Source organism: Bacteroidota bacterium (assembly GCA_030706745.1).
In the GTDB taxonomy this organism is placed as follows: domain Bacteria; phylum Bacteroidota; class Ignavibacteria; order Palsa-1295; family Palsa-1295; genus PALSA-1295.
On sequence record JAUZNX010000003.1, the window covers coordinates 205935 to 219961 of the forward strand.

Consider the following 14027-nt stretch of genomic DNA (forward strand, 5'->3'; position numbering starts at 1 on the left):
TTGGTTCGAAATGGATTATTAGGAAGAACGGTTAACGGAGTAACACCCGAGGATGAGCTTTATTCTTCTCAAAACGATGAGATCAGCACAACTAAGCGTCTCGCATCGCACGGGGTACCTCGCACTCCTTTCGTTGCTCGCGCTCGGAGCCCTCACGGCGGGATGCAGCCAGTCAACAACCTTAACGACTGAACCAAGTATAACTCAGACCAGCCATGTTCACATCGATATTAGTGGTTCTTTCAGTGGATCCATGTGCGGTCGAAACGTTGTGGCATTCAGTCCTGATGGGTCGAAAATCGCTCTCTTCCCATCATACTGTACTCCCGTGGTTATTTTCGATGTCAGCGCCGGAAAGCCGCTGGAAACAGATTGGCCATTCTCTAGTGAACCAATGGGCAACATCTCTCTCCAATTTAGCCGTGACGGCAACACGTTTCTGGCATACGGACAACGCTCTGGTATTGCTGGTGAAGGTGCGAACGTGAGTTGCTGGAAGAGCGACGGTACTTCGCTAGGGGGGCTCAATTCCAATCACTCAAATTACATTTATTCTGCAACCCTGACGCCGGACGGTGCCTCGGTCATCATCGCGGATGTTTCCGGCGTATATAAATACGATATTGCCTCGCGCACTATCACGGCAAGATTCGCAGTTCCTGGATCCGTTAAGGTTGACGGTGTCACTGCAAATGGTACCCGGTTGGTTGTATCAAGCTCGGACACCGTCTACATTTGGGACATGGCCTCGAATCGGGCAGTTTCTAGCTTCAAAATATTAAGCGTTCGTGAAGGAGAAACTGGAATTCTTTCCCCAGACGGGGCAATCATTGCCTTCACATATCCTTCGCTGAACTTTTATAGCCTCACCTCTGGCACGGCTATAAACCCTGCCCCAATCATAGGCTACAATTTTGTCGGCATCCATCCAGACAACGCTCGATTCTTGGCATGGCACACCGGCCAGGGGAATGGTCCCGGCTTATTCAGCATCAGTGACGGTTCTGCCTCGCAGCTATTCGATGCGCCGGACAGTCTCGGATATCATTTCGGCGCCGCTATCAGTGCGAATGGGAAGTTGGCTGCGTCAGTCTATGGGAGTGGGAATGGATACGATGGAAGTGTGCTACGAATTTGGGACGTAAAATAATCTAGGAGCTTCGTTCTTTCAGCCAACCACCGCGAGAACGCCGATGGCATAGCGGCTTAGGTGCTACATAAGGCGCAATCCGCGAGGGATGCGAGAGTAGTCCTTCATAATTCATATTTTCCCCTTCCGCGATGTAACTTCCGGACCTTTGAAGGGTTCTTGGTAGGGGCGGTATTGAGGGTTTCGCCCACCGATTGATTTATTTCATTCCCAAGACCATGAAATCAGCACATTCCCGAGTCTCGTTTCGGACTGGTATTTATACCTGTTATATCTTACTGACGGTTGCGGCGTTTGCATCCGGTTGCCGCCGCGCGCCCACGACTCCGCCAGAGACATCTTACATCTCAACGACGATCGCCGGTCAGATCACCGATGAATCGGGTGCTCCACTCGCAGGAGTATCGGTCACTGCCGGGCCGTTAGGATCAACTGTCGCAATGACTGATGCCAACGGACTATACTCCCTGCATAATGTTAGTGCCCAGGCCGACCACGCCTTTATCATTACACGGAAACCGGGCTACTTCAACGGCGCGCGGGCTGGTATTCCAAGTATGAACGGCGTCACATACCTGAATCTCTCGATGGCGAGCAGCGCCACGATCGGAACTATAGATGCTGCGTCGGGCGGGACCGTAGCGCTTCCATCCGGCGGAAGCATCAGCCTGCGATCCGGCGGTGTCGTGACCTCCTCCGGTTCGGCCTATACAGGCATGGTCTCCATCAGCGCGAAGCATCTCGATCCGACGAGCGCGAATTTTTCGAAGCTGTTCGCAGGCGATCTCAAGGGTCAGCACAGCGATGGCACTTCAGCAGAACTGGAATCGTATGGTGTGATCCTGGCGGAGTTACATGGCTCGAATGGGGAAATGCTGCAGCCAGCATCCGGCAGCCCCGCCACGTTGACGATGCCAATTGCGGCTACGCAACAAGCTTCCGCGCCAGCCACGATCCCACTATGGTATTTCAATGAAACGATCGGCCTTTGGAAGGAAGAAGGTAGCGCTACGAAGCAAGGCACAATCTACGTCGGGACCGTTAATCACTTCTCTTCGTGGAATTGCGATTGGAGTGGACCATGGGGTCAGGTGAAAGGCCAGATCCTTTGCAGTGGTGTGCCGATTCCAACCGTAGTCGTGAATTTGGGTGCGCCTGGTGAGCAAGTAATCACTGATGGTGGCGGATTCTTTACTGCCAGAGTGCCTGCTGACCCTGCGCGAATCCCTATTGCGATTCAAGTGATTGGAACTGATAATCATGGTCTTTTCTACATGCTTCATCCGATTCCCGTCAATGTACCTGCAAACGGGACAGTAGATATGGGACAAATTACACTCGATTCGCACTGTCCGAGTTATTTAGCTGGGACATTGGAGAATTGTAGCAATCGGCCGACTCCTGGGATGGTCATGGCCAATTACAGTGGCGGGATGAGTTACGTCTATACCGCCGACGGTAATTTCAGGATTACGGCGCCTGCGGGCACAGCCGTTATTTTGTCTGCAACAGCGAGCACGGGAGATATCGCGCAGCCGCAATCCATGACGGCCGGCCTCGAAGGCATCATAACATCGACACCAAATCTGGTCGCGTGCAGCAGCCAGACAAGCGATATTAATCTTGATATTTCGGGCACATATACGGGTAAGGCTCTCGCATTTAGCCCGGACGGTTCCAAACTTGCAACCATCGCTTCGAATGGGACAGATGTCGTCTTGCTCGATGCCACGACCGGCAACACGCTTGTGACACTTCCTGCTGCGTTTTCTAAGTATGCGTATTCTCCATCGATTCAGTTTAGCGGTAACGGGAATACGATCCTGACTACTGCGGGGTATTATGGCGGATTTGACTGCTGGAAGCTCGATGGGACCCGTCTGACGCCTTCGACAGTAAGTTCAATCTCTGCTGTGCCCTCGATTGATGGCGCATCTGTAATTGGAAGCGACCAAGCTCACGGCGTCTTCAAGTATGATATCGGAACACATTCATTTGCGGCAACTTATTCCGTCCCTTCGACCAGAGGGCCGGGCATGGTAATGGGTCTCATGCCTTCTGGGACCCAGTTTGTCGTGTCCTCTGCCAATACAGTGTATCTCTGGGATATGAATACAAACCAAGCTGTATCAAGCTTCCTGACGTCAAGTAACGTTCAAGACAGCATGGCACAAGGGAGTGCCCTCTCGCCAGACGGCAGTATTATCTGCCTGAGTGCATCGAGCATGAAATTCTTTGGAATCGCTACAGGCACGGCGATCAACACATCGACGATCAGCCAGTCGTATGGCCAATCCTTCGGTATACTTCCTGACAATTCCCGATTCATCGCGCAGTATCGATCCGGCCTGGGCAATACCGTCGGCTTGTTCAACATTACTAATGGTATTCCGTCGTATTTATTCGATGCGCCGAGCAGCTTCGGGAATTCATCCGCAGTGGCGATCTCTCATAACGGAAAGCTCGCAGCGGCGGTCTATGCAAACAACTTGCGCATTTGGAGCGTGAAATAATCTTAGGGTATTGCCATCGTCCATCCTGTGGAAACGCAGGAATGATCGGGTATCGGAGTTTTTCCGGTACCCGATTCTTTTTTAGGAGCCGGAACATCGAACAAGATTGTTCGTCTCAACGGAATCACCAGAACACCAGATTATGTGTGGAATTGTCGGATATATCGGTAATCGCGAAGCAACCCCAATCCTCCTCTCAGGCTTGAAACGCCTGGAATATCGCGGCTATGATTCGGCCGGTCTGGCCTTGCTCGAAGATCTGCCTCGAGCAATCTCCAGCAATGGACACGGTACGGAACTTGTCACCGCCACGCGACTCGTAATCGAAAAGTGCAAGGGCAAGGTCGCGGACCTTGAAGAACTTTCGGCGCGCAATCCTCACCATTCCACGGTTGGCATTGGCCACACGCGCTGGGCGACCCATGGTGTGCCGAGCGATGCGAACGCTCATCCGCACAGCGATCAGAATGAAAAAATCGCTCTTATCCATAATGGGATCATTGAGAATTACTCCCAAATCAAGCGGCGACTAATAGATCGAGGCCATACCTTCCGGACCGAGACGGATACGGAGGTTCTGGCACATCTCATCGGAGAATTCTTCGAACAAAATCATAATTTGACGGAGGCTGTAAGGCTTTCGCTCAATGAAGTCATCGGGACATATGGAATCGCCGTTGTGGCTGCCGACGATCCGAATGAAATCGTCGTTGCTCGCAAAGGCTCCCCACTCGTCATCGGAGTCGGCGCGGACCATGAGTATTTCGTCGCCAGCGATGCTGCAGCAATCATTGCACACACGCGGCAAGTGATCTATCTTTCGGATAACGAGATGGCGACCATCTCTCGAAGTGGAATCAAGACCCGCACGATTTCGAATATCGAGATCACGAAGCCCATCGAGCACATCGAGATGGAGCTCGAGGCGATTGAAAAAGGCGGATACGATCACTTCATGTTGAAAGAGATCCACGAGCAACCCCGCACAATCACCGATGGCATGCGTGGCCGCCTCATCGAAGAAGAAGGCAATGTAGTACTCGGAGGACTACAAAATCATTTACGAGAACTACGCCGCGCGAAACGCCTCATCATCACTGCCTGCGGTACGAGCTTCCATGCCGGACTCATCGGCAAATACATGATCGAGCAATACGCGCGAATTCCGGTTGATATTGAATATGCCAGTGAATTTCGATATCGCAATCCCATCGTCGGCGATGACGACGTCATGTTCGCGATCAGTCAATCCGGAGAGACCGCCGACACACTCGCCGCGCTTCGTGAAGCGAAACGCAAGGGTGCACTCGGCCTTGGCATGGTCAATGTCGTTGGTTCGACAATCGCACGGGAATCCGATGCCGGTGTTTATGTCCATGCCGGTCCGGAGATTGGCGTCGCATCAACAAAGGCGTTCACCTCGCAGTTGACCGCGTTCGCGCTAATAACGATCATGCTTGGCCGCATGCGCCATTTATCCGTAGTCGATGGCCGCGCGATGATCCGTGAGTTACTCTCCTTGCCAGAGAAGGTGCAGCGCACCCTCGAACGCACGGAAGCACAGGTCAAAGAGATTGCGGAGATTTACAAGGATGCAACGAACTTCCTTTATCTCGGTCGCGGGTATAATTATCCAGTCGCGCTCGAAGGCGCTTTGAAGTTAAAGGAGATTTCCTATATCCACGCGGAAGGCTATCCCGCCGCCGAGATGAAGCACGGTCCTATTGCGCTCATCGATGAGAATATGCCGGTCGTCTTTGTCGCGCCGCATGATGATGTCTATGAGAAGATCCTTTCGAACATTCAGGAAGTTCGTGCCCGCAAAGGTGTCGTGATCGCCATTGCGACGGAAGGCGATGAGCATATCAAGGAACTGGCCGAGCATGTGATATTCATTCCCGAAACCCTCTCGATGCTCACACCCATCCTCTCCGTCGTACCATTGCAACTACTCGCGTATTATATTGCAGCGGCTCGTGGCTGCAATGTCGATCAACCTCGAAATCTGGCAAAGTCGGTAACGGTGGAATGATCGATCTGGAGATTCGTGAATTTGGAGAGCATGATTCAATCTCCGAACTCACCCAGTTGGTGCGAATAGCATACAAACGGCTTGGCGATATGGGCCTCCAGTTCTGGGGCACCTGGCAGACGGACGATGTCACGCGGGATCGAATCTCAGATGCAGATCAGACTCTAATTGCACTCCGAAATCGCGAGATGATTGCAACGATCTCACTCTATCCATCTAGACCAGAAAGCAGATGCGAGTACTACCGGCAAGCGTGGTGCTTCGGACAGTTCGCCGTAAAACCAGACTTGCAGCGGACCGGCATTGGCTCTCACCTTCTCAACCTGGTCGAGGAACGCGCCAGAATGAAAGGTGCATCTTACATAGCTCTCGATACGGCTGAGACAGCATATCATCTGATTGAATACTATGAGAAGAGAGGCTACTCCTTCGTTCAGCACCAGCAGTGGGATCGTGTGAACTATCGAAGCGTCGTGATGAGCAAGAATCTGCAGCTATAAAACAGTTTGCAGAAAGCTCAGCCATTCGCGACTGGAACGCGATTCGCTACATGATGGGACAACATAAAACGCTTAGGAGTTTCCATCATGAAGTCATATCGACTATTATCACAGAACGCATCACTTAACCTCTGCTCATGGGCATTGCTTGGACTAATCGCCGCTGGAATTGCATCCTGCAGTTCGGCGCCATATACAACGACCTCGACTATGTATTCATCGGCCGCGACGGCATACCTAACACCGCCATCATGGGCACCGGCTGCAACGGGTATCAATCAGGTCCGCTATTATTACTTGCCGGATTGCGATTCATATTATGATGCCAGCACTCAACAATTTACCTATTTCTCACAAGGAAGTTGGATTTCGAGTACTGGTACCCCTCCTGCATGCGCCACGAGCGATCTCAGTACCTCATATATCGTGCTGCTGAACCGAAATACTGTAAATCCCTGGCTCAATGCGTCATATTATCGGAAAAATTACCCGATCCACTCATATGATGAGTATGGCAATATCGTCGTGTCTAATCATTTGATCCCCGACATGCCGACCAACTACACCATTCTGCCTCGGGCCTTCAATGAGAATGCAAACTCGCTCGTAGTCATCGAGCAACCGGTTTATAATGGCAATTACGGCTATGTCACACGAGAGATTCCGATGAGTTCCATTGCCACCTATATGCCGCCGGAATCCAAAACTTTCAATTATGGTAGTGGTTATCGAAGTCGCTGAGCATTCGCCACCTAATCGCATCTGCGTCATTAACAGGCAATGAGGGTTCAAGCGCGTCGCAGAATGGCCGCGAGCATCCTTCCAGCTCGCGGTCCATCGCGGCGATAGGAATGCAGCCGTTCATCCGAAATCGTACAGAGCTCAGAGATTTCGATTTGCTCCGCTGGTATTCCAGCAAAAAGAAGCTGTTCATGATTTGCTCCTTTGACATCCAGCATGTATTTCCCATTCTCGAGTTCAGTCGAGTGCTTGCTTTCGAACAGCGTTGCTACGTCAACACCAACCTCGTACTTCTCTTTTGAAGCGCTTGCACCGATGAAGGCATGAAGGTTTTTGGGTTCCGATCCTAATTCAACCATCCTCCGAACTGCTGCGAGTGCGATCATTTGCTCGGTTCCACGCCAACCGGCATGGACAGCAGCGATGACTCTTGTTACAGGATCATATAACAGAACCGGCGTGCAATCCGCGACCGTCACTCCAAGGAGAACGTTGGCTTCGTACGTGATCAATGCATCCGATTCCTTCACGACACCTTCATCACCACGGACAAGATTCACATTGGCTGAGTGAACTTGATTCTGATAGACCGCTCTCGCACCAAGAGGTACACCCATCGTTTCGAAGAACCTGCGGCGATTCTCATCCACATTCGCCTGGTCATCGCCAACATGGCTGCTCAGGTTCATGCCATATGGATTGGGCGATACGCCACCCAGCCGCGTTGATTGCGCAGCGATGATTTCTGGAAATTGGTCGAAAATAGTCGGGCGAATGATCATCTCACTCCATCATTATCAATTCTTTGCGTCTTCGGTGCGCCTGCTCACGGCGATACTTGGGGCGCTCCTTCAAGTAGGTCGAGAGAATCGCTTTCACCTCGTGAAAATCCTCAAATGGATGATGCGGGATACCGTGCTCCCCACACTGGCGCTTCAGATCGCGCGTGGCAAACACCACGTCTGCCATCAGCGCCGGACACCAATCGGAGTAGCCATCCCCGATATAAACAATCGTGTCCGCATCGTCGCTCGTGGTCAGCAGTCCGGCGCATTTGCATGAAGCGCAACGCGGACAGCCTTCCCGCTGATTTTGAAAAGTGACGGCAAGTGTCCCATCCTCATTGCAGTCAATCTTGTTCGTCCACACCGGGATCGGGAGCCGATGCTGGGCAAGAATCGAATCAATGTAGAAGGAGAACCCATCGCTCGTAATCCTCAGATCGACGCTTTGCGCCGAGCAGAACGCTACGAATTCCCGAAAGCCATCACGCAGATGCTGTTCGGCAACTAATGCCATCACATGTTCGGGATTTGCTCCCGTCATCGTCGCACACGCAATGCGTAGGCATTCGGCGGCAGTCTTTTCGCCACGGTCGAACTCCCTCCATACCTCGAAAGCTGCTGGTGTCCCGAACCGTGCTAAAATTTGCGAACCAACATCACGAGTCGTGATCGTTTCGTCGAAGTCGGAGTATACTTTGTACATACTAGACCGTCGCTTGCTCCCGCCGGAGTGCCTCACGCTCGATCTCGAGCGTACGGATTCGGCGCTCGATCTGATCGAGTTCGACTGGCATCGAATCGATTTCGATGCGGAGCTTGCTGGCGGCCTCATCGATCAGATCGATCGCTTTGTCCGGCAAGAACCGATCGGCTATATAGCGATCGGAGAGCTGCGCAGCAGCGATGAGCGCCGCATCGCGAATGCGGACGCCATGATGCACTTCATATTTCTCCTGAAGGCCACGCAGGATCGAGATCGTGTCTTCAACCGATGGTTCGCCAACGAAGACTGGCTGGAAGCGGCGTTCGAGTGCAGCATCCTTCTCGATATGCTTATGATATTCGTCGAGCGTTGTGGCGCCGATGGTGTGCAGTTCGCCACGGGCTAAAGCAGGCTTCAGGATATTCGCGGCATCCATGGCGCCTTGTGTCGCGCCTGCGCCAATGAGGGTGTGAAGCTCGTCGATAAACAGGATGATCTCCCCTGCCGACTCCTGCACCTCCTTCACGATTGCTTTCAGCCGCTCCTCGAACTGCCCTCGAAAGCTCGTCCCGGCGACGAGCGTCCCCATATCGAGCGCGACGATCCGCTTGCTTTTCAGTCCCTCTGGCACATCGCCTGAGGCGATGCGGTTCGCGATGCCTTCGACAATCGCGGTCTTCCCCACTCCCGGATCGCCAATCAGGACCGGATTATTTTTCGTCCGTCTGGCGAGCACTTGCATCACGCGGCGCACTTCTTCCTCACGTCCGATCACCGGGTCGAGCTTTCCTTTCCGGGCAAGTTCGGTCAGATCCCGCCCGTATTTTTCGAGCGACTGGTAACGCTCCTCGGCATTAGGGTCGGTCACGCGTTGGGTGCCACGCACGGATTGCAGCGCGGTCAGAATCCCATTCTTGGTGATTCCCTGCTCTTTCAAGAGCTTCGCAACCGGAGAACCTCCATCGATCGCGGCCAGCAGCAAATGCTCCGTCGAGACATACTCATCTTTCAATGCTTCGGCCTCTTGTCGCGCTTGGTCGAAGAGTTTATTCAAATTGTTCGATGCAAACTGCTGACCGCCCGTCGCGCCACCCACTTTGGGAAGCTTTTCGAGCAACCCGGTGGCGCGGATGCGGAGTTGATCGATATTCACACCCATCTTCCGGAGCACGCTGGTGGCCGCGCCTTCCGGATCCTGCACGAGCGCGGCGAGCAAATGCTCCGGCTCCACTTGCGTATTACCATAGTTGCCGGCGATCTCGATCGCGGCCTGCAGCGCCTCTTGCGCCTTAACGGTGAGCTTATTCGGATTGATTGCCATAACTTTCTCTTATACGGCACAACAAAAGTTGTGTTATAGGAGTCCGCCATATCGTAAAGAAATGGTGCCCGAAGTTAAAGTAATACTTTAGCTACCCTAAAATGCATTGTCATTTAATGAACGCCCAGTCCGATTGTAAAATGTCATTCGCGCGAACGCTGCTTTTGCAAAACCCTACCGTAGGTACGAATGGCGTAGGGGCGAATGGCATTCGCCCTTCGGCCATAAACGGGCTAACGCCATTAGCCCCTACATTGCCTATCATGGTCATGCTCCTATACCTCCGCATTCCTCGCAACGTCCGGATATCCGCGTGGGATATTGCGCCAGCGCTTGCTCCACTGCACTTCCTCGAACGTCGTCATGATCTTCCAGACCGAGGCCGCGTGCGCGCTGATCACGCCTAACGGTCCGCGGCCCTTGCGGTAGGGCGCGATGTCCGAGCGCATCTCCTGCGAGAAGATCACGATCGTGCACCGCGTTCTTGCGTAGAGATCGAGTAGCCCTTCGGCAAGGTGCTGACGTTGCGACACGGTGAGAGCGGCGAACTCGAACGAATTGATAATGATCACGTCCGAATGGTGCAGTGCTACATCCTCCTTTATCCGCCACGGCGCACAGGTCGAGACGGGACAATCGAGCACGCGAAGATTTTGCGGGTTCGGGTCCGGCACGCCTTCCACGAAGCCCGCGGGGACGCCGCGCGCAAAATATGACGGTTCGAAATAGTCTTTGTAGTTCGGTGGCAGCAGGATTCCGCGCGTCAGCATGGCGTGCGCCAGTGTGCGCCGCATGAGCGCAGTGCTGGCGTAGGTATTCACCAGCAGCACCTGTTTGTTTTGGAATTTCTGCGCGATGTGGACCGCCATCTCGCTCGCCATTTCGACCGAACCACGAATATCGCGGTTCATCACGATCGTAAAGCTCTCGCTTCGGGCTTCTAACATCTCGCTTAAGCCCTGCATCTTGCAGAGCACTTCGCAGTCCGGCTCCGGCGCGCCGCGAAATACTTCCGCCATATCCAGTGTCCTCGGTTTCGGAATATCGACTATGATTGCCATAACGTTTCCTCTTGAATGAAATATCAAAAGTATTTGACTTTTGGCAGGTGCCTATCACCTTGCCTTCTAATATACTTACTGAATTTGTCCAAGTCAAGAGCTTGGCGAAGAATTAATCAAACAGGCACCTATTTTCTTTTGGCAAATCGCCCGTGCGTCGGGCGTCGGACTCCCGGCACGCGATCTGTAGTTTTGAATTATTTTAGAACGTCCGGGCGTTGCATTGAACGAGGAGCAAATATGCATCAGCTTAGCTACGTTGTTTGGAAAGAGGACGACCAATACGTCTCGCATTGTCTGAATGTCGAGGTCGCCTCATGCGGAGACACGCGTGAAGAAGCCATCGATAATTTGAAGGAGGCGGTCGCACTCTACTTCGAGGATGGCGATGATCTGGAATTCTCCCATGTCGAGTCCGTCGAGACCGGCACGGCGATGATCGATGCCTGAGCGATTTTCGTCCGTCGAAGTTGCCCGCGCCTTAGAGCGAATCGGTTTTCGAAAACGGTCGCAACGAGGGTCACATACCAAATATGCCGATCGTTCTGGCCGTACGGTTATTGTCCCAGCCAATCGCAAGGTCCTTCCTGCCGGCACGTTTCGAAGCATATTGAATCAGGCTGGACTATCACTCGAAGAATTTAAGAAGCATTTGTAAGACGAATTGCGATGTTATCCCGCCCACTGTGGCGCGCATCAGAACCTAACTTAAAACGGTTCAGGTTTACGCTCCGTGAGCGTTCTCGAAATGGCCGTCGAAAAGGCGAAGGGAACAGATTTCATCAATTTTTACAAACTCCCGAATATGGAAAAAGACAACCAACTCGGCGAACTCAACCGCATCTTTACCGGCGTTGATATTAAGGAGAGCGGCCACATCCATTTTGAATATGATCCTTTCGCCGAATCCGGCAAGGAGATTCGCATGTCAATCGCTCCTCATCACACCCGCACGGCGGACGCGATTAATTTTTATCTAAGCGCCGAAGAGGCTGCTACCCTCGCACGCGCACTCAACTCGATGCATAAGCACTGGTTGGACAACATTGTTTTCCATGCGGCCAAACGTAGCGTCGATAACAAACAAATCGAATAGTTTTTCCTACGGCTTTCCACCTGGTATAGGGCCGCCCATTACCTGCCTAAGCCTCGTACGATCACCTTGCTTCCACGCCTCAATCAACTGTCGGCCTTTGTCGCTTATATTGACCGCGTATGTCACGATCTGCCACTTATTATTTGCCTTCTGATCAAAAGACGCTAATCCGGCTGCGATTAACCTTCCAAAGTGTAGTAGGCCGTCGCCAGTAACCACTAAGTCATCCTTCTTGAGAGGCTCTAAAAACAGAAGCCGATCAATTGCTTCCAAATCGAAGGCCCGCGTAATGGCAACGAGCATGGCCTTCCATGTATAAATCGATTCAACTTTGTAAGTGCCGCGATGATAAAGAGCATGGCACGTTGGACAAAGTGCAATGAGATTTGCTGGATCGTTACCGCCGCCGGCAGATACTTCATCGATATGGTGCATGTCGAGAGCGAGAATGCCGCGACAAGTTGGAACGGCGCATCGGTAACCCGATTCCGTCAACAATATATCGCGCGTTTTGGACGGGAGATTCTTCCGCTCGCGAGGTTTCGCCATCCTCTTTTTGGCCATTAGTCACTTTTTGGTTTTCGCGTCACCCAAAATTGATTCGATCGTGGACTTCGGAAGACCACGAACGAGATCGCTCCACTCAAAGAATACTGTCCAATCTTGGTCATTTTCCACGACTTTCTCGCGAAGAAGATTGGCTACCATAAGCGGCTTAAGATGATGGTGCAGCGCCTGCTGACTATTGTAACCGAATTTCGTTTGAAGGTCCGCCTTCGTTTTTGGGTCCTCGCACTCTTTCATAATCTTCCGAGCGTCCTTAGTTTTGAGATGCCGTTGAACGTACTCCTTCACGACCTTCTCATTTGAAATACTTTGAATCGTTTCGATCGCGCTCAGCCGATCTTTGATTCCTACTAATTCCATCTGTAGCGTGTCGGAAGTTACTTCAAGGCCATCCTTCTTTTTTTGCTTATCGTTCATGATTTGCTCCCCCTCGTGACTTTGGCATCGATCTCACCAACGAGGCCAAAGTCAGCTAAATCAAATAACCTGACACGCTTCTTGTCATCAGTGAGCTCCATTAAGCCCATAGCGGAGCATTGATTGGCGAGCACAATAAGTGCGTTAGGACTCATTTTGCATGCTTTTCGTACCTGATCCATCGTGGCGGTTCCGTCAAGCAGCTGATATGCAGCGCGCGATTTCGGATCAGGGAGTGCTGCTTCCAGAAGTGCCTTCACCGGCGCATGCGCAGAAGCACGAATCCAATTGCGGATTTCAACCAAGACTTCGAGAAGTTTTTCTTCACTCTGCATCGCTCTCGAAAAAGTTTGGTGGTATTGAAATAGCCAACTCTGGCATCTTTGTATCACCCAAGAGCAGCTTCGCTTCGCGCATCTTGCCGACCATGGTGCTTAAGTTGCCTTTATGGAAGGAAGTCTCACTGTGAATCTGCGCTTGCGTGCGCGTCCCATCCATCAAAAAAATGGTTTTCTGCTTCGCGGCACTCGAACCAACAATCTCCCGCAAGGCAGCTCGCTGCTTGGCGTCACGTTGAGCGATCTTGTCCTCAGCGAGAAGTGCCAAGAGATCGTGAATCTTCCGCACGGTTTCGAGGAGTTCAGTTGTATCGTTATTCATTTGGTTGCCCCCTTTAGGTCGAAGAAATTCGGCGGAAGTTTGGTGCGAAGTTTCGGATATTTTTCGTCAGAGCCGATGAGCGAGTTAGTTTTTAGATTTTTAACAAGACGACTTAACTGTCCTTGATCAATCTCGGCTTCCTTAACAATATTCGCTTGGGTACGGGACCCATCCATTAACAAGATAGCATTGCAACTCTTCTGGCTTTTGCCTGCGACTGCGAGAATACCATCTCGAAATTTCTCATCTCGTTTTGCGATTGCAGGCTCCGCCATGGCTTCCAGCAGGTCGCGTATCTCCGTCAGCAATTCAATTTCTCGTGACATATTCAAAAATAAACTGGATTCGGCAGAGAGTGTCGGGGTTCGCGGGACGAACTTGCGCTCAGGGTCGAAGTTTAGAACGCTTTATCCAACAGGCCGGCGAATTCGGGAGTTCGGGTAAATTGTCTGAACTGGGATGGGTGGGATGCGTTGGATGG

The 14027-nt window shown here is 52.1% G+C and carries 17 protein-coding genes; 8 read left to right on the forward strand and 9 right to left on the reverse strand.

Annotated elements, in window-relative coordinates; genetic code table 11:
* The first annotated feature begins 76 nt into the window (after window positions 1–76).
* The 5 genes from Q8902_05635 to Q8902_05655 all read left to right on the forward strand — a co-directional run bounded on the left by Q8902_05635 (window position 77) and on the right by Q8902_05655 (window position 6936).
* Window positions 77–1150, forward strand: a complete 1074-nt coding sequence (locus Q8902_05635; GenBank protein ID MDP4199035.1) for a WD40 repeat domain-containing protein — start codon at window positions 77–79, stop codon at window positions 1148–1150.
* Window positions 1151–1368: 218 nt separating this feature from the next.
* Window positions 1369–3663, forward strand: coding sequence for a hypothetical protein (locus Q8902_05640; protein ID MDP4199036.1), 2295 nt, complete (start codon window positions 1369–1371; stop codon window positions 3661–3663).
* A 142-nt stretch (window positions 3664–3805) separates the two neighbouring features.
* Window positions 3806–5695: a glutamine--fructose-6-phosphate transaminase (isomerizing) gene (gene glmS / locus Q8902_05645; GenBank protein MDP4199037.1), complete on the forward strand. Its 1890-nt coding sequence runs from the start codon at window positions 3806–3808 to the stop codon at window positions 5693–5695.
* A complete protein-coding gene (locus Q8902_05650) occupies window positions 5692–6195 on the forward strand; it encodes a GNAT family N-acetyltransferase (protein MDP4199038.1) in 504 nt (167 codons plus the stop codon). Before glmS ends, Q8902_05650 begins: the two co-directional genes overlap by 4 nt.
* An 87-nt stretch (window positions 6196–6282) precedes the next feature.
* Window positions 6283–6936 (forward strand): hypothetical protein, encoded by a 654-nt coding sequence (locus Q8902_05655; GenBank protein MDP4199039.1) that lies wholly within the window; start codon window positions 6283–6285, stop codon window positions 6934–6936.
* A 47-nt stretch (window positions 6937–6983) separates the two neighbouring features.
* Here the strand turns inward: Q8902_05655 and pgeF are convergent, their stop codons facing one another.
* The 4 genes from pgeF to Q8902_05675 form a co-directional block, all read right to left on the reverse strand.
* Complete coding sequence (pgeF, locus tag Q8902_05660) at window positions 6984–7718, reverse strand: peptidoglycan editing factor PgeF (protein ID MDP4199040.1); 735 nt, start codon at window positions 7716–7718, stop codon at window positions 6984–6986.
* Window position 7719: 1 nt separating this feature from the next.
* Window positions 7720–8424, reverse strand: a complete 705-nt coding sequence (locus Q8902_05665) for an MtnX-like HAD-IB family phosphatase (GenBank protein ID MDP4199041.1) — start codon at window positions 8422–8424, stop codon at window positions 7720–7722.
* 1 nt (window position 8425) lies between these two features.
* Window positions 8426–9745: a Clp protease N-terminal domain-containing protein gene (locus Q8902_05670; protein ID MDP4199042.1), complete on the reverse strand. Its 1320-nt coding sequence runs from the start codon at window positions 9743–9745 to the stop codon at window positions 8426–8428.
* 275 nt (window positions 9746–10020) lie between these two features.
* Window positions 10021–10806: a hypothetical protein gene (locus tag Q8902_05675; protein MDP4199043.1), complete on the reverse strand. Its 786-nt coding sequence runs from the start codon at window positions 10804–10806 to the stop codon at window positions 10021–10023.
* 240 nt (window positions 10807–11046) lie between these two features.
* On the opposite strand from Q8902_05675, the gene Q8902_05680 reads away from it, so the two are divergent.
* From Q8902_05680 to Q8902_05690, 3 genes are all read left to right on the forward strand, one after another.
* Window positions 11047–11256, forward strand: coding sequence for a type II toxin-antitoxin system HicB family antitoxin (locus tag Q8902_05680; GenBank protein MDP4199044.1), 210 nt, complete (start codon window positions 11047–11049; stop codon window positions 11254–11256).
* Complete coding sequence (locus Q8902_05685; GenBank protein MDP4199045.1) at window positions 11249–11464, forward strand: type II toxin-antitoxin system HicA family toxin; 216 nt, start codon at window positions 11249–11251, stop codon at window positions 11462–11464. Before Q8902_05680 ends, Q8902_05685 begins: the two co-directional genes overlap by 8 nt.
* Before the next feature lie 90 nt (window positions 11465–11554).
* Window positions 11555–11902 carry a hypothetical protein gene (locus Q8902_05690; GenBank protein ID MDP4199046.1) on the forward strand — a complete coding sequence of 116 codons (348 nt, stop codon included), beginning with the start codon at window positions 11555–11557 and terminating at the stop codon, window positions 11900–11902.
* 6 nt (window positions 11903–11908) lie between these two features.
* Here Q8902_05690 and Q8902_05695 read toward each other — a convergent pair whose 3' ends face one another.
* The 5 genes from Q8902_05695 to Q8902_05715 are packed head-to-tail and all read right to left on the reverse strand — an operon-like array spanning window position 11909 to window position 13872.
* Window positions 11909–12451 carry an HNH endonuclease signature motif containing protein gene (locus Q8902_05695; GenBank protein MDP4199047.1) on the reverse strand — a complete coding sequence of 181 codons (543 nt, stop codon included), beginning with the start codon at window positions 12449–12451 and terminating at the stop codon, window positions 11909–11911.
* A gap of 18 nt (window positions 12452–12469) precedes the next feature.
* Window positions 12470–12886 (reverse strand): hypothetical protein, encoded by a 417-nt coding sequence (locus tag Q8902_05700; protein ID MDP4199048.1) that lies wholly within the window; start codon window positions 12884–12886, stop codon window positions 12470–12472.
* The gene (locus Q8902_05705; GenBank protein ID MDP4199049.1) at window positions 12883–13221 is read right to left on the reverse strand and encodes a hypothetical protein; all 339 of its coding nucleotides are present in this window, start codon (window positions 13219–13221) and stop codon (window positions 12883–12885) included. The genes Q8902_05700 and Q8902_05705 overlap by 4 nt, the downstream gene beginning before the upstream one ends.
* Window positions 13211–13546, reverse strand: a complete 336-nt coding sequence (locus tag Q8902_05710) for a hypothetical protein (GenBank protein ID MDP4199050.1) — start codon at window positions 13544–13546, stop codon at window positions 13211–13213. Before Q8902_05710 ends, Q8902_05705 begins: the two co-directional genes overlap by 11 nt.
* A complete protein-coding gene (locus tag Q8902_05715; protein ID MDP4199051.1) occupies window positions 13543–13872 on the reverse strand; it encodes a hypothetical protein in 330 nt (109 codons plus the stop codon). The genes Q8902_05710 and Q8902_05715 overlap by 4 nt, the downstream gene beginning before the upstream one ends.
* Between the last annotated feature and the right edge of the window lie 155 nt (window positions 13873–14027).